Source organism: Dehalobacter sp. DCM (assembly GCF_024972775.1).
Lineage (GTDB): Bacteria > Bacillota > Desulfitobacteriia > Desulfitobacteriales > Syntrophobotulaceae > Dehalobacter.
In genome coordinates, this window is sequence record NZ_CP092282.1 from 1,557,689 (window position 1) to 1,578,470 (window position 20,782).

Genomic DNA, 20,782 nt, shown 5'->3' on the forward strand with positions numbered 1-20,782 from the left:
CACAGTCTTGTCGGAGGTCGGATACTTAATTAATGAGTAGCCATATTCCTGATTGATGCTGATTTTCCGTAAGCTATTCGACTAATCTACAAGTGCCGCCGTCCGGACTGCTATAGTTCGTTGGGAACTGGTTATTCGCGATATCATAAACATGGAGGCAGGTCAGGTAGAGTGTTTTTCCCTTGTAATCGTAATCATGGAAGATACATTCGAGCAGGACGATCTGACTCGGATCGATGATATCGCCGTTTTTCAGGCTGCTCAAGGACCGCACGGTGCTGTCTTTTAACATGACCTGGCCGCTATTCATAACGGCGCTCGAAAGGCTGAGGATATAGACCGGTTCATCCGGCTTATGCTGGTCGTAGACATAACCGACTTCTTGTTTAATCGTAGCGACAGTTCCCTTTTTTAATTCGACACCATTTAGATAGTCCACCTTAAAATACAGAGTAGCAGGATCATTGGGATTGATGATCTCGTAATTGCTGATACTTTCAAAGTCACCGGGTGATGTTTTCTCCCAGGCTTCTATCTCCGGATTGGAAGTGTAATCGTCGTCCAGGTTAAGAAAGGGCAGGGCTTCGCCGGACCATTGTGAATACTTTTGGGCTACCGCTTGCGCAGAAAGTGTTTTGTCCGTAAAACCGAATATCTTGGCGAAGGAATACTCAACAGTATCCGTACAGGTGACCTTGATCTTAGTTGAATCTCCGTTATAAGGTGTCAGGACTGTTGTATTCTCTGGAACGATGCCGTTCATTGCCGCATATGCATTGGCATTGCTGATCGCTGTGCTGACATTCGGCAGATCCATGGCGGCGGCCAAAGCCGCCGCATCGGCAGCGCTCTGGATCTTTGATTTTGTCAGGTACGCCATTCCGATATCGAGAACAAAGGCGGCAAAGCTCAACAGAATTACGATCAGGAAGGCGATCAAAACCACCGCTTGGCCTTCCTCGTTTCGGATAAATTTCACTCTCTTTCTCATTGAACTGCTCCTTTTTTTCAGAATAGTTCTTAATATCTATTATACTTGATATGTAACCATAACCTAATATATTTGAAAATTATGAATATTTATCTCCGATAATAATTTATATTGAAGTCGTTATAAACAGAGGTTGCGCACGCATCCGGGTCATCAGCTCAGTCCGGTCAACTTTGTAATAGGCATGCGCAGTGATGCACATGAGCATCCCGAAGAACTGCCCTATTGGACACAGCGCAGAACCGATATTCAGGCACGGGATGTGATCATCGAAGAGAAAAGCTCGGATATATTAGTCCTGGAAATGACCGGACTTGGGAAACTCTATACCCAGGAGCTCCTGAATGAACTCCTCCGCAAAGGGGAGGACCTCTGGCCGGTGAAATTTAAGCAGGCCATCGCCCGCTTCCAACGGTGATCCGGACACTAGCGTGGTGAAACATCCGTATCTGTGTATAGGAAACCGGCAGTGCCTGATGGGAGCTGCCGGTTTGTGCATAGCAATGGGTTTGTCCACAGCGGTAGACGGCAAAGCCAAATTATGTCTTGACACCGTTCGTGACAAGCCGCATTATATTAATTAATAGGACATGGGTATCCAAAAGGAGTATGAAGCAACGGCATGAATTTTGGCAAGAAATTAGACGTACTAATGAACATAACAAGAACCTCAAACAGCCTATTGGCCCGGGCGACGACGCTGGATGCTTCCTATGTCAGCCGGCTGCGCCGGGGGGAGAGAAGACTCCCCAAAAGGGCGAATTACGTAGAGGCAATGGCAGCCTATTTTGCCCGGCATAGTCTTGACGCATATCAGCGGAAAGCATTAGCCGACATTATTAATGACGATCTTCTCACCGCCGGGGAAGACAGAATCAGAGAGCTGCTCGCCATGTGGCTTCAAGACCAAACTGTCAATGAAAAATCGGTTCAGAGTTTTCTGGATAAGTTATCCCAATACCAATACAAGAAAGCGGCTCAACCGGCATTGAGTATCAGGCTGAGCTATCCTGCCGGTACCGGCGATCATGACCAGAAGAACGAGACCCTGATCTATTACGGTATTGACGGGAAACGGGAAGCCGTACTGCATTTTTTGTCCCACGTCTTGCTGACAGAAGGCGAACCGCAAACGCTGCTGCTGTTCAGTGACGAAAGCATGAGCTGGATCAACGACAGCCCGGATTTCAGGACAAATTGGTCACGTATGATGCTCCAGGTGATCTTGAAGGGTCATCGGATAAAAATTGTGCATACGGTCAATCGTCATTTGGATGAGATGCTGATGGCCATTGAGGAATGGATGCCGCTCTACATGACCGGCGCGGTGGAGCCGTATTATTATCCGCGAAAGCGGGATGGTATCTTTAAGCGCACGTTGTTTATCGCGCCGGATACGTGTGCCGTCATTTCAACCAGTGTCGGCGATATGGAAAGCAAAGCAGCTAATTTTTACTTAAGGGGCAGTAAAGCGGTAGAGGCCGTGAGTCAGGAATATATGAACTATTTTGCCTTGTGCCGGCCGCTGATGCGGATATACACAAAGAGAGAGAAAGAAGATTACTTCCGGATATTATTGGATTTCGAAAAGGAAAAGGCGGATTCCATCATGCGGTCCGGGTCATTATCTATCAATACCATCCCGGAAGAACTCAGTCGGCACGTATTGGATCGCGTCAATGACCAGGACCGGGAATTAATACGGCATTATTTTGTGCAGCGGGTTCAGAATCTGAAACAGACGCTGTTACAAAGCCGTTATACGGAGATCATTTCCTTGCCGGACATCGCTGCGATAAAAAGCGGAAGGGTCAAATTTGTTCTTTCCGATTTGCTGGAAGTCGAAGGGGTGTATTACCGGCCGGAGGAATATCGGCTGCATCTGGAGAATATCGTTAAACTCTTGCAAAGCCATGAAAATTACCACGTCTGTATTGATGAGTCGTTCATGGAGGACAGTTATCTGTTATATGTCAGGGAGGATATCGGGGTGATTGTGGCAAAAACGTCACACCCTTCCTTAATTATCGCGTTTGACGAAAGCAATATGGCGGCTGCTTTCTGGGATTTCCTGAACAGGAAGCTGGATCATCTATCCGAAGACAGTCTTCGAAGGGAAAAAACCATCAGCCGCTTGCAGGCGATTATCGACGAACTTAGAATTGAGGATTAAATAACCATGAATACTGAGATCGCGATTAATCTTATCTACAACATCACCACGTTATTGACGATGGCCTTTATCTATTCCTTATTTCAGAATAAGAATCGGATTGATAATCGCTATTACAAAGTCTTGCTCGGTGTGTTTATCGGCGCGGCGGGGATTCTAATTATGATGACCGCGCTGCGGTTTGAGGATGGGATTATTTTTGATGCGCGATCGATTCTGATCAGTGTTTCCGGAATGTTCTTCGGCGCTGTACCCACGATCATCGCCGCTTTCATCATGATCGTCTTTCGGATCATCTTGGGGGGAGCCGGCACCGTGATGGGTATTCTGGTCATTCTGACCACATCCTTCATTGGTATCCTTTGGCATCGGTATCGCTTTCATGGTATTCTTAAACACAATAAATATGCCGTTGAGTTCTACCTGTTTGGGTTAATCATTCATATTGATATGATTGTGTGCATGTTTGTGCTGCCCTGGGATATGGTGATGAAAACAATTCAAAATCTGTTCATCCCTGTTATTGTTCTCTATCCTATTGGCACGTATCTTCTGTGCCGCTTATTCTTAAACCAGTTTGAACGGAATAATTTATTTCGGCAGTTAAGTGAAAGCGAAGAAAAGTATCGGCAAATTGCCGAGAATACCTCTGATTTGATCTGGACAGTGGATATGAATCTGAACTTGACCTATGTCAGTCCTTCATCCGAAAGACTTTTCGGAGTGAAACATTCTTCGTATCTCAAGACAACGTTGGAGGAAAGGTTTCCGCCGGAAGAGGTGACCAAACTAAAATCAGTTCTTATAGAAGAACTGGAAAAAGATTGGGATCCGGCTTCAGATAAAGGCAGATCCAGAATCATCGAGGCGAAGCATTATCGCGGCGATGGCTCCATAGCGTGGGTCTCTATGAATGTATCCACCATTCGTGATGAAGACGGTAATATTGTAGCGCTCAATGGCATAACCCGGGACATTACGGAACTGAAAAAAGTGGAATTGGAAAAGGCCAAACAGACGGCGTTGATCGTATCTTTAATCGATGCCATCCCGGACTTGATTTTCTTCAAAGACACCGAAGGGGTCTATCTTGGCTGCAACAGCGCTTTTTCCGAATTTGTCGGTAAACCCAAAGAGGATATTATCGGCAAGAATGATTATGAACTTTTTCCGGCTGATACAGCGGATATCTTTCGCTATCATGACAATATCATGTTAAAAAACAGAAAGAAGAGGCGAAATGAAGAATGGGGCCGCTATCCTGACGGCAGAGAGGTTCTCCTGGATACACTCAAGACACCCTATTTGGATGCAGACGGCAGTCTGATTGGGATTCTAGGAATCAGCCGGGATATTTCCGAACGCAAGCGTAAAGAAGACGAGATATCCTATATCGCCTACCATGATTATCTGACAGGCCTGTATAACCGGCGGTTCTATGAAGAGGAATTACGGCGTTTGGATGTCAGCGAAAATCTGCCGTTAACCATGATTATGGGTGATGTCAACGGTTTGAAGCTGATCAATGACTCCTTTGGGCATTTAGTGGGTGATGAACTATTGAAAAAGGTCGCTGAAATCATTAAGGCGAGTTGCAGGGCAGACGATATCATCGCCCGCTTCGGCGGGGACGAATTTGTCATATTATTACCCGAAACAGGTGCGGCAGAAGCAGATAAAATTATTGAGCGTATTCATGAGCTTTCCGCCAAGGAAAAAATAAACGGCATAGAAATCTCCATTTCCTTCGGTCATGAGACAAAAGTAAACCCATCTGAAAATATCGCTGACATTATCAAGAACGCCGAAAACAGTATGTATCGGGATAAGCTTTTTGAAAGCGCCAGTATGCGCAGCAAAACCATCGACCTGATCATGAATACGCTGTATGAAAAGAACAATCGGGAAATGATGCATTCCAAACGCGTCAGCAAACTGTGCGAGGAAATGGCCCTCCATATGCATCTTGGCAGAACGGCGGTGGAGCAGATTAAATTAGCCGGATTAGTCCATGATATCGGTAAAATAGGAATTGAAGAGATAATCCTGAACAGTCCCAATAAATTGAGTGGTGATGAATGGCATGAAATGAAGAAGCATTCGGAGATAGGCTACCGCATCTTATCCTCCGCCGCAGAATTCACGGAAATCGCTGAATACGTTCTTCAACACCAGGAGAAATGGGATGGGTCGGGTTACCCCAAGGGCTTAAAAGGGCGGGAAATCGCATTTGAAGCCAGACTCATCGCCATCGCCGATGCCTACGATGCCATGACCGGTGTCAGAACGTATGGCCGCGTGTTTACCCGGGAAGAAGCGTTGGAAGAGTTAGTAAAATGTTCAGGGACGCATTTTGACCCGGATATGGCAGCGATTTTTGTGGATTTTATCTCCAAGCAGATAAAGGATAACGATTAAGGGATTCTCTATGATCATCTATACCATGACGAAATAACGGCATCGAGGGATGAGAAATGGAAAAGTTAATGGGGCTGTTTAAACCTGATATCCCCGAAAAATACAGAGCGGACTTTTACCGGCAGCTTCTCACGGAGAACTATTCCCGGTTATTTCCTACCTTAGTGGTGCTTTTTATCCTAGAGGCAGGGCTCTACCTTGTCCGGGACAGACTTTTCGGTGTCGGTCCGGTCATAGGGATATTTTTGCTGGTCAATGTCGTCATGCTTCCGGTTATATGGGTGGTCAACGCCAGAATCGCGTCCATCGCTACCGGCATAGCGAAAATGGTTCAAAGTATCACGGCTCTGATGCTGATTCTTTTTGGGATGGCCCTGGTACTTTTCGTTCAGCAGGATGTGGATCTGCTTTAACTTAAGTCATAAGCGACACTGGTGGATTAGGGAGGTAATCATGGCACGCTGTGCTTGCATTTGCAAACATAGCGTGCCATGATAACTTTAAATAACTACTCAAAAGAATATCTCAAACCTTTACCTCAAATCAGGTCTGCGTACCACACTTCCAGCGCCAAGCGGAGCATGGAGGCGGAGCGCGGCTCTTTGCGCCACGGATGGCGCAAGAGCCGAAAGCGGAATGTGGTGCGTGGACCGGACCCTAACAAATATATTTGTCTAGTTATTTGAAAATCATAATACCAGTACCGGCATTCTTAACATAATTGTTACAAATGCGCAAAAAAATGAAAACATAGGATTGCTATGCTATATACATAAACGATCTATTAATGATCTTTTGAAAGGCAGGAAAACACAAATGAAAAAAGTCTTAACACTCTTATTAGTGGGTGTACTGGCGCTCACATTCAGCGCCTGCGGAAAAACTGACACGAATCAGACGAGCAATCAACCGGCACAAACCGAATCGGGGGAAATAACCATCGCAGGATCGACTTCCGTACAGCCGATTTCTGAGGCACTGGCCGAAGCATTTATGGTCAAGTATCCCAATATTAAAGTCAGCGTTCAGGGCGGCGGTTCCAGCGCGGGAATTAAGGCGGCGCAGGAAGCAACAGCAGATATTGGCGCTTCTTCCCGTGAACTGAAAAGCGAAGAAAACGGATTGACGGAAACCGTCATCTGCAAAGACGGCATCGCCATTGCGGTTAACAGCGCCAATGCAGTTAAGGATTTAAGTATTGAGCAAATTATGAAAATCTACAGCGGAGCGATCACCAATTGGAAGGATGTCGGCGGCGCCGATCAGACCATCAATGTGGTAACCCGTGAAGATGGCTCCGGAACACGCGGTGCTTTTGAAGAACTCGTCATGGGCAAAGATAATCCAATCTCTGACAAAGCTCTCGTCCAGAATTCCACCGGTGCAGTGAAAGCATCCGTAGCCAGTGATCCGAACGCCATCGGGTACATCTCTCTGGCCAGTCTTGATGAAACCGTGAAAGCGGTAACTGTAGAAGGTGTCCAGGTCAGCGCGGATAATATCGTTAACGGCACGTATAAGATTTCCCGTCCGTTCCTTTACCTGACCAAAGAAGCGCCAGCCGGTGCAGTCAAGACCTATATGGACTATGTCATGTCAGCTGAAGGCCAAAGCATTATTGAAAAAGAAGGTCTCGTGTTAGTTAAATAGTCTTAGTTAAATAATGAATGGTTGAGCACAGATAAGTTAATTCGACGGACTCTTTGGGCTGCTGCCCGGCGAACGATAGCGTTCACCGGGCAGCAGCTTTAGTGTATTAACTATAATCGGAGTCTTTTTTGTAATAATTATCAATAATATACATCAGAAGTTTACGATAATTTAAAATTCAACGTTCTTTAACTGTTTAAATTGCAAACAGAACATATGTTTGATATAATTCTAATAAGATTAATTTGCCATAATAAGGAATTCAATAAAGAATATTATCAAATTTGATAAGTTTAAGGTTCGAAAGCAGTGAGGTTTGAAATGGAAAAAGAAAATTCTATTAAACTATTTGAAGAAAAAACTATTCGCACTCATTGGGATGAGGAAAGAGAGAACTGGTATTTTTCTATTGTTGATGTAATTGCAGTCTTAACCAACAGCGAAAATCCACAGACATACTGGCGTGTTATGAAAAAACGCTTGATTGAAGAAGGAAATGAAACCGTTACATATTGTAACGCTTTGAAAATGAAAGCTGCAGACGGCAAAATGCGCATGACAGACGTTGCCGACACCGAGCAACTTCTGCGGCTTATTCAGTCAATTCCAAGCAAAAAAGCTGAACCGTTTAAATTGTGGTTAGCTCGTGTGGGAACCCAGCGGATTGACGAAACCGCCGATCCTGAGATTACCATTGAACGCGCATTGGAAACCTATCTGAAAAAAGGCTATACACGCAATTGGATTAACCAGCGGCTGAAAACAATCGAAGTTCGCAAAGAACTGACTGATGAATGGGAAAAACGCGGCATAACTGATAAACTTGATTTCGCAATTTTAACTGATGAGATAACGCAAGCATGGGCAGACAAAACAACAAGACAATATAAAGAATTCAAGGGTCTTAAAAAAGAGAATCTCAGGGACAATATGACCAATGTTGAGTTGGTTCTAAATATGCTGGCGGAAGTTACTACCACCGATATTTCTCGTCAGGACGAGCTAGAAACTATGGCGGAACATAAAAGTGTTGCACAGCGCGGTGGTTCGGTCAAAGGCAGCACGTGTGCAGTATGAAAAACAGACAGGAAAAAAGGCAGTATCCCCTTTGAATGCTAATGACCTTAAAGGTTTGGTAGACAAAATTTGATAGTCAAATAACGTCACATATGACGATACCAGCCAATGTTTATTACACATCGTAATAAACATTAAGCTGGTATTATTAATTATTACAAGTAACGTTTTATAAGAACGGTGTACTAGGAGTCTGACCGACGAAACGTTTTCGTTGAATATCTATGCATTCATTCAACCCTCATAGCTCGGTCTGCGTACTACATTTCCGGCGGCAAGCGGAGTAGGATTGCGGAGCGCGGCTCTTTGCGCCACGGATGGCGCAAGAGCCGAAAGCGGAATGTGGTGCGCAGACCGGACCCAAAAGAATATATTCGTCTAATTATTGAAAAATTATAATACTTGATTCAGGTTAAGTTCAGGCTGCTTCAATGACACTGACATGCAGTCCCATAGCCCCGATATGCTCTATATCGATCGGGATGAAGAGGGTGGGGGTGCGATGGGTTATTTCAATTCTTTCTCCGACGATGACGGTAGGCGGGGTGATGTCAATGATCACGTTGATGATCGAGAATTCTGTAGCGGCATTGCCCAGAATCATATTGGCCAATTCACCCACCGCGCTCTTGGTCAGCTCGTCGAGAGCAGACGTTTCATAGCCGCCTAATAACGTACTGGCAGCTTTCATTGCGCTGTTATCTTTGAATTCCAAGGTTACCTGTCCCTTTATTTTTCCTGTGATCCCAATGATAACTGCGGTATTGCCGATGGTGTAGGGTGTGTTCAGCAATGAAATGCGACCGATGTTCGGTTCTGCGTTACATAGGGGCGAAAAGACGGAAGCGATACCCTTAAGGAATGGGTTGATATGTTCTGCTTTCAAAAAATTATTCTCCTCTCATTTTGGACTGCGGTTATGTTATTCCTATAGATTAAAGGTGCGCATAATCGGAAGTGTGATGACAAATTCCGTGCCGCTGCCTTCATTGGTTGATACGGTGATATTTCCGCCTAACTTTTCAGCCTCATGTTTCACAGCTGACAAACCGATTCCTCTTCCTGACAGCGTGTCCACAGCGGCTTTGGTAGAAAAATGCTCCTTGAAAATAAACGGCAGCAAATCCGCCGGCGGCATGCAGGACAATTCCTCCTGCGAAGCCAGTCCGGCTTCCAATACTTTATCTTTTATTTTCATTAAGTCAATACCGTGACCGTCATCGGTGACGGACAGGGCAAAATAATTCGGATCCAAGCGGCGTATTTGACAGGTAATGGCTGCGCATTCCGGCTTTCCGGCTTCCATCCGGGCATCCGCAGACTCAATACCGTGATCCGCCGCATTGCGGACGATATGGATGAGTGACTTCAACAGACCGGAATATAATGGCTTATAGACGAAGATATCATCGCCCTCGATGTGCAGCGCAATCTTTTTTCCCAGGCGTGAACCCAGGTATTCCACATAGCCGTCGTATTCTTTCAGAAAATCTTTGAAATTACGGCAAAGCAGCTTTTTGACGGCTTCTGTCAAGGCGTGCTGCTGTTCTTCCTTGCAGACACGTTTAATCAGCGTACAGATAGCTTCAATTTGTTCTTTGGTAACCACAAAGGTTTCTGTTTTCGTGAAATAGTCTTCTCCTAAAGCACCGGTGATCACCTGCATATCGTCCGCCAGGATAGCGCTGGGATCAATGCCGGCAAGGATGTTTTTCAGATGGTTTAACAGGCTGGGATTTTCAGCTTCTTTTAATAGATCCGCCAGTTGATCTTCAAGCGCGTGCAGATGAGCGGAGGTATTGTATAAGCCATGCTGTGCCAGCTCCCCCTTATAGGTATGCACACTGCGGAAGATTTCCGTCAGTGTCTCACCGCCGTTTTGGGATTCGTCAAGGCGATTGTTCCAGCCGGTGCGGAAAAGCTGGCACATCTCCTCGATGCTCATTTTCATATCGTCATAGTTCTGAATGGCTTTTAAAATGAGCCGGAGGTTCTTTTCTTCCTCTTTCATCCTGCGGTTAAGTTCTATTTTTTCCGTGATGTCCGTCAAAATGACCATGACTTTCAGATCGGATTCGGATAATAATTTATATTCTAAAGCCACGGTCCTGCCATGCACGGTCATTTCCTGGGGCAGAAGAGAGAAGTAGACCTCGGCGGATATGTCATTCTCACCGGCAAAGAGCATGGTTAATGTTGCTTCCATCCCGGCGACATCTGCCGGTTTGAAATACGGGGCGACTATGTCCAGAAAATGTCGCGCAACTATTTCACAGCCGAAGATTTTGACACATTCCGCGCTGTATTCATTGTGTATAAGATAATTGCCGGAGAAAGACAGAAAACCTTGACCGGCATGGTCCAGCAGGTTTTTAATCGATTCGTTTTTCTGACTGAGTTCGGCATTGGTGGCAGCAATCGTATCGCTGAACGCTTTCTCCTTTTCGTTGGCCATTTTCAGCCATTCGATTTCTTTTTCTCTCTTTTTCGTCAGCTCCATCAAAAAGACCCGGATACTGACCACGCCGAGAAAGACATCGTTTTTCGTGACGACAATGAGATCATAAATGTTTTTGTGGTCGCGCTTCATGGCCAGCGCACTGACCTTGGCTATCTCAACGGAGTGATCGACAATCAGCATACTGGTTTCCATGAGATAGGTGACAGGTCGTCTGCTGTAAAGCGAATACCCGTATTGCGTCCCGATCTTCTGGTAATAATCCGCTCGCATAATTAATCCGGCGGGTCTGTCATTATCCAATATAACAATGCCTTCCAGCAGGCTTTGCTGCTCAAATATTTCATGGGCTTTAGAGCCAGTATCTGTTATACAGCAGGTTGTTGTGTGTTGAACAAGCCTGCTGATAGGATCTTTAATGTCGATGTCGGTCATGGATATGACGCTGGGAATCGTTGGATTATCGTGACTCAATCAGGACAGCCTCCTTAATGGTGAGCTTTTTCTCCAGAACCGCGTTCAATACGCTTGCCGTTTTTTCGGAATTAAAGGGTTTTAGAATGTAATTGGAAGCACCGGCTTTGATGGCTTCAAGGACTTTGGTCTGCTGTCCCAGGGCGGTGATCATCACGATACACGCGTTGGGCGCTATTTCCTTGATTTTCCGGCACGCGGTGATTCCGTCCATGACCGGCATGGTGATGTCCATTGTTACCAAATCCGGTTTCAGTTCAACGAATTTTTTAACGGCTTCCTCGCCGTTGGCAGCTTCCCCTGCAATTTCAAAGTCATTCTCACACAATATTTGCTTTAGATTGAACCGTGTAGCCAAAGAATCGTCAACAATCAATATTCTGGCCATGTTTTCATCCCTCCTATTATAGCTTTATCGTACTTGGTGAAAGTAAAGAGAGTATGAACAATGGTTTATTTTTTTGTAAAGTTTGGACAAAGATAAATAATGAGAAAAATTTACATAGTGTTCACAATAGCTTAACGTTGCCCAGTTAAGATAGAGATAAACACAGGGAGAGGAGGTCAGGATTATGACGGCAAAAGAAGAAGCGATCATCAGGGCAATCTGGGGCAGCGGACGAAAGAAATAAATCTCCTTGAAGAATCGAAAGGCATAGCGTATTAACGCAAGAAAACACGTTCAGGAGATATGGTAATGAATGAAATGCAGCACTATGGTCAGACATACTGTGATAATACAATAAGTAATTCAAATCAGACGCATATACTCCAACTATTGCAAGATGAAAGCATAGGTGATTCATTTATGCAGGTATTAGAGAAAAAAGAAATTTCTACACTGTTTCAGCCGATTGTGTCTTTGAAGGATGGACATATCTTAGGCTTTGAAGCACTGAGCAGGGGCCCGAAAAATTCGATGCTTGAAAGTCCGGCGGTTTTATTTGACGTTGCCCGGCTTTATGGCAAGCTTTGGGAGCTTGAATTCCTGTGCAGGATCAAAGCGTTGGAAAATGCAGCGAATATCAACCAAGAGTATTTGATATTTATCAACGTGGATCCGAATATTATCAATGATGAAAATTTCACCCGGGGATTTACCAAGGAGTTCTTAAAGGGCTTTAATATTGACCCGGAAAATGTTGTCTTTGAATTGACGGAAAAGAATACAGTTCCCGATATTCATGGCTTCAAGAAGCTGATCGATAACTACAAGGATCAGGGATATAAGATCGCCATCGATGATACCGGCGCAGGCTACTCGGGATTGAAATTAATCACCGATATTAATCCCAATTATATTAAATTGGATATGGCCCTGATCCGGGATCTGGACAAGGACGGGGTAAAATATGCCCTGATCAAAACCTTATATGAATTTTGTCAGGTGACCAATATTAAAGTCATCGCTGAAGGCATTGAGACGGAAAATGAACTGAATGCTCTGATCGATATCGGGGTGGATTATGGACAAGGCTATTTTATCCAAAAACCTATTAACGCTTTGGCTGACATCCGGCCGGATGTTGTGAAATCGATTACGGTGCGAAATAAAAAGAAAAGCGCGCTCTATAATGCCAAGCCGACGACGGTGTTTGTCGGTGATGTCTGCCGGTCAAATTTGTGCCTGGAACCGTACAATATATGTGAAAAAGCACTGCAAGTATTCAACGAAAATAAAGCATTAATGGGGATACCGGTGGTAGAAAACGGCGTTCTCTGCGGTCTATTGATGCGAGATAAATTTTTTGCGGAACTTGGGACAAAGTACGGCTATGCCTTATATGTCAACAGGCCGGTATCGATGGTAATGGACAACCGCCCCTTGTGCGTAGAGTACAGTACAACCATCGATGTTGCTTCCAAGCTCGCCATGAACCGCAGCAGCAATAATCTATACGACTATATTATCGTGACCAATAACAATAGGTATTTCGGCATTGTCACCGTCAAGGATCTGCTGGACAAAACCATTGAACTGGAAGTGAACTATGCCAAGCATTTGAATCCCTTGTCCGGACTTCCGGGAAATGTCCTGATTGAGCAGAAGCTCACGGAGGTCATTAATCATGACCTGGAATTCACCGTGCTTTATATTGATATCGACAATTTCAAGGTGTACAACGATATTTATGGTTTCGAGAAAGGCGACAGGATGCTGCAGTTTCTGGCAAGAACGATTTCTGAAACCGCCGCAGGATTGAACGGGGCAGATCAATTTGTCGGGCATATCGGCGGCGATGACTTTATCGTTATCCTTGACAGCTATGACGTCGAAGCCCTGTGCAGTCTGCTTGTTCGAAAATTTACGGACGGAATCAAGGAATTTTACTCCCGGCAGCATATCGACAATCAGTGCATTATTGCCAAGAACAGACACGGGCAGGAAGAACAATACCCGCTGGTGACGCTGTCCATTGCCGGTATTCATAACCGGGGCAAAACCTTTGCGGATATCTACGACCTCACGGAGCAAGCGGGCAGAATCAAGAAAAAATGCAAAGAAATATGGGACAGCTGCTATATAATCCAGTAGTAGGAATCAGGAGGCGGAGATGGAAAGAAAACTGGTGTCGGTTTCTGTTTTACTGGGGATGATCCTCATGCTGTTATCCATTCAGATCGTTATCAGTTCGCTGTAACGCGCTTATGTGTTAATAAACGACTGCGGTATTCAGACGAACACACGATGAGATGTAGTAATACTATGAAAACAGGTAAAATATTTAGAAAAATATATTGAGAGGAGGTGAAAAAATGATATTAGAAGCGGATCTGCACGTTCACACGGTAGCCAGCAATCACGGCTATAGTACGATTAAAGAAAATGTCACTATTGCCGCTGAGAAAGGATTAAAAATGCTTGCCATCACCGACCACGGTCTCAATATGCCCGGCGCACCGCATTATTACTACTTTACCAACCTGATCTCATTGCCCCGGCAGATGGAAGGGGTCCGGGTATTGCGCGGCGTCGAAGCAAACATTCTGGATACCCAAGGCAGCATCGATATGCCGGAGGGGATTCTGGCGGATTATCTGGATATTGTCCTGGCCGGATTTCACGATTTGACCGGGTATACCGGATCCAGTATCGCGGATAACACCCGGGCGATGATCGCAGCCATAGAGAATCCGTATGTTCATATCATCAGCCATCCGGGCAATCCGAAGTTTCCGGTGTTTGTTGAAGATGTAGTATTGGCGGCGAAACAGCACCATAAGGCTCTGGAGCTGAATAACAGTTCCTTTGTGGTCAGACCCGGCAGCCAAACCTTATGCAGCCAGTTTGCCAGAATGGCCAAAAAGCATAATGCGCTGGTCTGTATCAACAGCGATGCTCATATCTGCTATAACGTCGGAGAAAATGAAAAAGCCGCGGATTTAGCCGTCAGCGCAGGAATCAGAAAAGCCCAGATCCTCAACGCCTCGGTATACCGGATCAATGAATTCCTGGCTTACCATAAGCAGCGGATACAGGGACTGAAAAGGGTACAATAAACAGAGGTCCAACAAATTGAAAATCATTAAAACTAACCAGTCTTGTGGCGATAGACTGTTTTTTATTGCTTTTTTCGGATGTTTTCGTAAAAGAGATCCTGGCTGTTTATGCTAACCGCATGTTTGTTCTTCTTTCTTACACGGGTATATTGACCGTCCGGGGCAAGTTTGCGTGCTTTTTGAGTATCATTGAGAGAAATAGATAACGTCGTAATCATTTCTTGTTTTATTGCCGGGTCATCGACGGGAAAGAGGATTTCGATGCGGCGGTCAAGATTTCTTTCCATCAGATCGGCACTGGAAAGGAAAAGCTCTTCATTGCCGTCGTTTAGAAAATAGTAGATGCGGCTGTGTTCAAGATAACGGCCAACAATACTGTAGACCTGGATGTTATCACTTATATTCGGAACACCGGGCTTTAAACAGCAAATCCCCCGAACGATTAATTTGATGGTGACGCCGGCTTTTGACGCATCATAGAGTGTCTCTATGATTTCCCTGTCCACCAGGGAGTTGACTTTGGCTATGATTGCTGCTTTTTTGCCCTGTTTGACATTGGTGGTCTCTCTTCTGATCAATGTCAGGAGTTTTTTTCGCAGGTGGTATGGTGCAACGGACAGACGATATAATTCTGCCGGTTCAGACAGGCCGGACAGCATATTAAACAAATTGGATGCGTCGGCTCCGAAGTAGGGATTGGCTGTAAATAAGCCGATATCCGTATAATAGCGCGCTGTTGCGTCGTTATAATTACCTGTGCTGAGGTGAACATAGCGTTGAATGCCGTCATCTTCCATACGAACAACCAATAAAATTTTGCAGTGGGTTTTTAATCCGGTCAATCCGTAGATGACGTGACAACCGGCGGTTTCCAGACGTTTGGCCCATTGAATATTATTTTCTTCGTCAAAACGGGCTTTCAGCTCCACGAGGACTGTTACTTGTTTGCCGTTTTCAGCTGCTTGCGCCAGTGCTTCAACAAGCGGAGAAGAACCGCTCACCCGATATAGGGTTTGTTTAATTGCAAGTACCTGAGGATCGGCTGCTGCTTGTCGAACAAAATCAAGCACCGGCTGAAAAGAATGATAGGGATGGTGCAGGGTGATATCCTGAATACGGATAGCGTCAAAGATCTCCTTATGAGCAGAAAAAACAGCGGGATACACCGGATCAATCGGCATATAGCGTAAATGGTCGTAGCCTTCCACAGTATAAAAACAATGAAGAAAATTCAAGTCGATGGGTCCGGGAATTTTATAAACGGCCATATTATCAATTTCTAATTCGGCAGTGAGTCTTTCCAATAGTCTCTGATCCACGCTGCTTTCTATTTCCAAGCGTATGACGGAGCCCCATTTGCGCTGACGTAAGGATTGTTTTATCGCAGCCAGCAAATCTTCTGCTCCCTCCTCGTCCAAGCTTAAATCGGCATTGCGTGTTATGCGGTAGTAAGCCGTTGTCAGGATTTTATGACCGGAAAAAATGGAAGATAATCTCTCTTTGATAATTTCCTCTAATAGAACAAAGATTTTCTGCCCATGGCTGGCCGGTATTTCAATGATTCGTTTTAAGACAGAAGGAACCTGGACTGTGGCAAATAAAGGTTTTTGGGGTTCGTGCGGATTCGCCAGGAGTAGAGCAATGTTCAGACTCTTATTTAAGAGCAAGGGAAAGGGGCGGCTGCTGTCAACGAGCATGGGGGTCAGGACGGGGTAAACCGTGTGCTCAAAATACTGCGCCGCATAATTCTGCTGTTCAGGGTCTAATTCCTTGACATTGGCCAGATGAATTTTTTCCTTTTTCAAGGAGCGTTTCAGTGCATGAGTGTAGCAATGATATAATTGCTGCATTATTTGGTGCGCACGATGAGATATTATTTCCATTTCTTCTGTGGGCAATAGACCCGAAGGATCTTTCTTCAAAAAACCGGCCAGTACTTTATCCCTGATCGATGCGACTCGGATCATGAAAAATTCATCAAGGTTTGAAGCTGTAATAGCGGCAAATTTCAAACGTTCCAGGAGTGGATTTTGTTTGTCACAAGCCTCTTCCAGAACGCGGTGATTGAATTCCAGCCAGCTGAGTTCCCGATTTATAAACATTTTTTCTCCCATGATACCAATCATCCTTTAATGAAAAATATGTTTGGTTGCCGGACTTACGCCCATGATCGCTTCAAAAAACAACGCTACTTTGGCAAAGGCCCATTCCTCCAGTAGGGGGCTTTGCCTCGAATAGAGTTTAAAGAGAGCACTATCTTTGTTAATTGAGATATCCAATTGCTGTATTTTGTCTTCGTGGGATATATCTAAACTGTCGGCCATTTTTAAGAGAACAGCCAGTTTTGAAATTATCATGCGGTATTTGTGGGTAAAGGACGGTTGATTCAAATCATGATCGCCGGGTAATTCTGTACCTTGGTAACGCACAACGTTGGCAATGATATCCAACTCCAGGTTGGAAAGGCCCATAATATTTTGCTTTTTGATCAACTCGTAGGATAGACGATGGTGTTCGCTGAAATTCACAAAATAACCGATATCGTGCAGTATGGCAGCAATATGGAGGTATTGCCGTTCTTTTTCACTCAGTTTGTGCAGTTTCATGGTTTGGTCAAATATGGCTAAGGCAAGTTTGGCCACCTGTTCGCAGTGTTTTTCATTTGTCCCATATTTCTTCGCGATATACCAGATGGAATGAATAATGTCTTTTTCAAAGTCCTCCCTCCGGGGACAGTTGTAAATATGATCTGCCAAATCATAAATAACACCGTAGCGGAAGACAATAAGCGGTATGAATACCCGCTTCGTTTTGGTAACCTTAAGTAAAGCGTTCAGGATGATGACGGAAGGCACAAACGTTTCTAACTGTTTGGGTGTCAGCTCATAGGTTTCTTTTAGCTGATCATCATGCATTTTGCAGACATTGTCATACAATCTAGAAATATGGTCCCTGTCTATCAATTGCAGGTCCTTTTGGGTCAGTTTATGATAAATCGTATTAATTTCACTGCCTAAACCGATCATATTTTGAATATCGGCATTATGAAGCAGCGTATAAAGAAGAGACAGCTCGCTGTTGATATAGTCTTCAATCATCTGATAATAGTTGGTTTTCTTCGTTCTGAACTCAGAGAGGGTTTCAAAAATCCGGAGTGAGCCGATGTTGATGTATTCGGTTAAGCTCAGGTTGCCTTTGTTAAATACAGAGATCTCGAGACCTCCGGAAGAAATGTTGACGACGAGGGTTGATTCTTTGGTATGGGAGACATTAAAGTCCGGGTTATGGTATTTCAGAGCTTTATATAAATAGAATCTTTCCTGGGCACTGTTGATGACCTCCACCGAAAGACCGGTTTTCATACGGATAAATTCAAGCACATATTCACGGTTGCTGGCTTCACGCAGCGCGCTTTTGGCAAAGGACCGATAATGTTTTACTTTGTATTCCTTCAGGATACGGACAAAACCCAACAGGGATTCCGTCGTGGCGCGCATGGTAGATGTGGAGATTCGACCGAAAGTAAACGCATCATTGCCGATATTGGTTGGTAGGGTCAAGTCTTCAAGAATATCCATCTTGCCGTTGTTATTGATTTGGGCAACGGTCAAATGGAGATGGTTAGTACCGACGTCGATGGCGCCGACAACATCATAATTTCTTCTGGCCACGGGAATACTCCTTTGGTTGGTCAGGATATTTCATCCATTATTAACTCACGGTTGAAGTGTTTCTTAAAGGCAGGTGCGGCATTTAAGGCGTTGGTGATTTCAAAATTGGCGTTTGTTCCAGCAATAACGGTGATCGTTACCTGAGAATGGTCATATTCACAGCGGATTTCTGTGATATTGCTGTTATGTCTGCGATCAAGATTCTCCGCAATCCGGAGCAATACCCCCAGCTTTTGCACGGCAGCTATTTCGGTGTCGCTTAATATGGATTGGTATGGAGCGGCAATTCTGACCTCGTCTTTACGGTGCATGGAAGCAGTCAAAGCAGCCATAATCAGCTCTTTATGGCTCAAGCCATTAATACGGCTGTTCAGGATGCTGTAGAATGAGTGCATGTGGTGGTTATAGTAATTAATAGTGATACCGCAATCATGGAGCAGTGCGGCTGTTTTAAGAACGTTTTTCAGGTTTATCCCGCAAGCCAGTTCATCATGCAGACATTCGAACAGCCCGCTGCAAAGCTTCCAGACCTGCTGGGCATGAGACAGATCCACATGGTGATGGGCCATTATGTTTTGTAGAGAATGATCCAGGATATTTGGCAAAGGTTCTCGGGAAGTAAGCAGGCGCTCATAGAAAAGGCCCTCTCTCAGGCCGGACCCGCTGATAAAGAGCTCTTTAACTCCGCTCACTTCTAATAAAACGGTCATTTCGGCCAAGGCAGCGAAAAAGATATCGGCACGTTCTTTAGACAAGCCTTTGACTTTGGAGCGCTGTTCTAACGACAGTTGTGCGAATGAATCATAGTTCTTCCATACGGTAGCCGCATCCATTGGATAATTATGAGTAATCTCCAGTGGATATTTCTTTTGCCTGCGGTCAATTTTGCCGAGATTGCGAAAAGAACCGCCGATCCCGATTAAAGGCCAATCGCCGGAAACCCAATTGATTTTTTGAAAATGGTCATTCAAAAAGGTGTGGAGATTCATTTTTGTCGAATCATTTATTTTCCCATTGAGACCAAACCTCTGAGTAAGCGTAAGCGTACCGAAAGGAAGACTGACTGCTTGCTCAAGCTGTTTATTTCTGAATAGTACCAGTTCCGTGCTTCCTCCGCCGATGTCCATAATCAGACCGTCCGCTAAATCCAGCGTATTAATGACGCCAAAATAACCGTAGTAGGACTCTTCTTCACCGGATATGATCCGGATATCCAGACCGATATCTTCTTTCGCTTTGGTGATAAATTCATGCTTGTTAACGGCTTTGCGAACCGCTTCGGTGGCTACCGTTATGATCTCATCCACTTGGAGTGCCTGGCATAAATCGTTAAAGAAGCTGAGGGTATCCAAAGCGTAAGCCATTTTAAGCATGCTTATCCGGTTCGCCCCGTTGGCTTTTTCGCCGAGACGCACGGTTTCCTTAAGTTCGTCAATAATTTTATAAGATCCGTCCTCTTCAATTTGGACGATGAGTAAATGCATGGAATTGGACCCGATATCGATTATGGCATATCTGCGCATGGTGATCCTCGTATTCTTCCTATAATAGTATTTTTGACATAATTATACGTTATCTGTGTTAAGGCAGTGTTAATAGGATGTTAATGAGATGTTAAGCTTCTCTTTCAAATGATGCGTTCATAAGGAAGGAATTAATATTTACACGAAGTTAATATTATGTGCCTTTGGAATTAACATGACTATGCTATCCTTAACATCAGAAAGCGATCAATTCTTTTTTGTTAAAGTTACCCCTATCAACTTCTCATATATACCAGGGAAACGGCGGTGTCGCGAAACTACGAGAGTAGTAGCGATTCCGCCTTTTTCTATAAGCTTCAATTCTGCGGGATCTTAACACAATTGTTACAATTTCGTAATGCCGATTTCATATTTGCAAGGTAGCATTGACTTGAAAGCAGGTGATTCAGATGGAAGCTATCAGCCAGTTGTTGCTGCAGCCCTATAGCTACCTGATCTATATGGCCATTGCCTGGGCGCTTCTCTGGAAAGGCATCGCCCTGTGGTATGCGGCCCGCTGCGGACAGTTAGCTTGGTTTATCGTTCTTTTTTTGGCGAATACCGTCAGCATCCTGGAAATTATTTATGTTGTTTTCTTCAGAAGAGAAATAGACGAAACAGAAAATGACGACCAATGCTGTTAACACAAAACATCATATGGTTCCATAAAGAGGCCGTTGCACATTATTGTTATACTTATGTGCAACGGCCAGCTTATTCCCGTCATGCCGGTATCCATGATGAAATAATTGAATTTATGGTATATAATAGCCTTATAAATTATTCCAATAGGCTTGAGAATTATTTCCAACCCCGGGAAACAGAGGTTCAGCAGAGGAGGACACC

15 protein-coding genes and 1 pseudogene are annotated in these 20,782 nt (G+C 44.6%); 9 read left to right on the forward strand and 7 right to left on the reverse strand.

From position 1 onward, the window contains the following. Positions 1 to 73: 73 nt before the first annotated feature. Complete coding sequence (locus tag LPY66_RS07365; protein ID WP_337987433.1) at positions 74 to 991, reverse strand: pilus assembly protein TadG-related protein; 918 nt, start codon at positions 989 to 991, stop codon at positions 74 to 76. Between the two features lie 133 nt (positions 992 to 1,124). Here LPY66_RS07365 and LPY66_RS07370 point away from each other — a divergent pair, with 133 nt between their 5' ends. From LPY66_RS07370 to LPY66_RS07395, 6 genes and pseudogenes are all read left to right on the forward strand, one after another. Beyond that, positions 1,125 to 1,409: a hypothetical protein gene (locus tag LPY66_RS07370; RefSeq protein WP_337987434.1), complete on the forward strand. Its 285-nt coding sequence runs from the start codon at positions 1,125 to 1,127 to the stop codon at positions 1,407 to 1,409. A 234-nt stretch (positions 1,410 to 1,643) separates the two neighbouring features. Next, the gene (locus LPY66_RS07375; protein WP_337987435.1) at positions 1,644 to 3,164 is read left to right on the forward strand and encodes a transcriptional regulator; all 1,521 of its coding nucleotides are present in this window, start codon (positions 1,644 to 1,646) and stop codon (positions 3,162 to 3,164) included. A gap of 6 nt (positions 3,165 to 3,170) precedes the next feature. Continuing rightward, positions 3,171 to 5,582: a diguanylate cyclase gene (locus LPY66_RS07380; RefSeq protein WP_337987436.1), complete on the forward strand. Its 2,412-nt coding sequence runs from the start codon at positions 3,171 to 3,173 to the stop codon at positions 5,580 to 5,582. Positions 5,583 to 5,638: 56 nt separating this feature from the next. After that, the gene (locus LPY66_RS07385; protein ID WP_337987437.1) at positions 5,639 to 5,995 is read left to right on the forward strand and encodes a hypothetical protein; all 357 of its coding nucleotides are present in this window, start codon (positions 5,639 to 5,641) and stop codon (positions 5,993 to 5,995) included. Between the two features lie 403 nt (positions 5,996 to 6,398). Continuing rightward, positions 6,399 to 7,232, forward strand: coding sequence for a phosphate ABC transporter substrate-binding protein (locus LPY66_RS07390; RefSeq protein ID WP_337987438.1), 834 nt, complete (start codon positions 6,399 to 6,401; stop codon positions 7,230 to 7,232). A 321-nt stretch (positions 7,233 to 7,553) separates the two neighbouring features. Continuing rightward, positions 7,554 to 8,382, forward strand: a pseudogene (locus LPY66_RS07395) (BRO family protein). A 345-nt stretch (positions 8,383 to 8,727) separates the two neighbouring features. Here LPY66_RS07395 and LPY66_RS07400 read toward each other — a convergent pair. From LPY66_RS07400 to LPY66_RS07410, 3 genes are read right to left on the reverse strand one after another with little or no spacing between them, the layout of a single operon-like run. Beyond that, entirely contained in the window at positions 8,728 to 9,195 is a 468-nt protein-coding gene (locus tag LPY66_RS07400; RefSeq protein ID WP_337987440.1) for a chemotaxis protein CheX, read from the reverse strand. 42 nt (positions 9,196 to 9,237) lie between these two features. After that, a complete protein-coding gene (locus LPY66_RS07405; RefSeq protein ID WP_337987441.1) occupies positions 9,238 to 11,241 on the reverse strand; it encodes an ATP-binding protein in 2,004 nt (667 codons plus the stop codon). After that, the gene (locus tag LPY66_RS07410; protein WP_337987442.1) at positions 11,228 to 11,629 is read right to left on the reverse strand and encodes a response regulator; all 402 of its coding nucleotides are present in this window, start codon (positions 11,627 to 11,629) and stop codon (positions 11,228 to 11,230) included. The genes LPY66_RS07405 and LPY66_RS07410 overlap by 14 nt, the downstream gene beginning before the upstream one ends. Before the next feature lie 309 nt (positions 11,630 to 11,938). Here LPY66_RS07410 and LPY66_RS07415 point away from each other — a divergent pair, with 309 nt between their 5' ends. Together LPY66_RS07415 and LPY66_RS07420 are read left to right on the forward strand one after the other, a co-directional pair. Further along, entirely contained in the window at positions 11,939 to 13,777 is a 1,839-nt protein-coding gene (locus LPY66_RS07415; protein ID WP_337987443.1) for an EAL domain-containing protein, read from the forward strand. 221 nt (positions 13,778 to 13,998) lie between these two features. Further along, the gene (locus LPY66_RS07420) at positions 13,999 to 14,742 is read left to right on the forward strand and encodes a PHP domain-containing protein (RefSeq protein ID WP_337987444.1); all 744 of its coding nucleotides are present in this window, start codon (positions 13,999 to 14,001) and stop codon (positions 14,740 to 14,742) included. A 62-nt stretch (positions 14,743 to 14,804) separates the two neighbouring features. Here the strand turns inward: LPY66_RS07420 and LPY66_RS07425 are convergent, their stop codons facing one another. From LPY66_RS07425 to ppx, 3 genes are read right to left on the reverse strand one after another with little or no spacing between them, the layout of a single operon-like run. After that, a complete protein-coding gene (locus LPY66_RS07425; protein WP_337987445.1) occupies positions 14,805 to 16,856 on the reverse strand; it encodes an RNA degradosome polyphosphate kinase in 2,052 nt (683 codons plus the stop codon). A 15-nt stretch (positions 16,857 to 16,871) separates the two neighbouring features. Next, positions 16,872 to 18,413, reverse strand: a complete 1,542-nt coding sequence (locus LPY66_RS07430) for a Ppx/GppA phosphatase family protein (protein ID WP_337987446.1) — start codon at positions 18,411 to 18,413, stop codon at positions 16,872 to 16,874. A 20-nt stretch (positions 18,414 to 18,433) separates the two neighbouring features. After that, on the reverse strand, positions 18,434 to 19,936 hold the full coding sequence (ppx, locus tag LPY66_RS07435; RefSeq protein ID WP_337987447.1) for an exopolyphosphatase: 1,503 nt from the start codon (positions 19,934 to 19,936) through the stop codon (positions 18,434 to 18,436). A 410-nt stretch (positions 19,937 to 20,346) separates the two neighbouring features. On the opposite strand from ppx, the gene LPY66_RS07440 reads away from it, so the two are divergent. Next, complete coding sequence (locus LPY66_RS07440; protein ID WP_337987448.1) at positions 20,347 to 20,580, forward strand: DUF5652 family protein; 234 nt, start codon at positions 20,347 to 20,349, stop codon at positions 20,578 to 20,580. The last annotated feature ends 202 nt before the right edge of the window (positions 20,581 to 20,782 follow it).

Coding starts and splice junctions, on each gene's coding strand:
- LPY66_RS07390 (WP_337987438.1), top strand. CDS start 6,399: ATGAAAAAAGTCTTAACACTCTTATTAGTGGGTGTACTGGCGCTCACA.
- LPY66_RS07365 (WP_337987433.1), bottom strand. CDS start 991: ATGAGAAAGAGAGTGAAATTTATCCGAAACGAGGAAGGCCAAGCGGTG.
- LPY66_RS07385 (WP_337987437.1), top strand. CDS start 5,639: ATGGAAAAGTTAATGGGGCTGTTTAAACCTGATATCCCCGAAAAATAC.
- LPY66_RS07380 (WP_337987436.1), top strand. CDS start 3,171: ATGAATACTGAGATCGCGATTAATCTTATCTACAACATCACCACGTTA.
- LPY66_RS07440 (WP_337987448.1), top strand. CDS start 20,347: ATGGAAGCTATCAGCCAGTTGTTGCTGCAGCCCTATAGCTACCTGATC.
- LPY66_RS07420 (WP_337987444.1), top strand. CDS start 13,999: ATGATATTAGAAGCGGATCTGCACGTTCACACGGTAGCCAGCAATCAC.
- ppx (WP_337987447.1), bottom strand. CDS start 19,936: ATGCGCAGATATGCCATAATCGATATCGGGTCCAATTCCATGCATTTA.
- LPY66_RS07415 (WP_337987443.1), top strand. CDS start 11,939: ATGAATGAAATGCAGCACTATGGTCAGACATACTGTGATAATACAATA.
- LPY66_RS07375 (WP_337987435.1), top strand. CDS start 1,644: ATGAACATAACAAGAACCTCAAACAGCCTATTGGCCCGGGCGACGACG.
- LPY66_RS07410 (WP_337987442.1), bottom strand. CDS start 11,629: ATGGCCAGAATATTGATTGTTGACGATTCTTTGGCTACACGGTTCAAT.
- LPY66_RS07425 (WP_337987445.1), bottom strand. CDS start 16,856: ATGGGAGAAAAAATGTTTATAAATCGGGAACTCAGCTGGCTGGAATTC.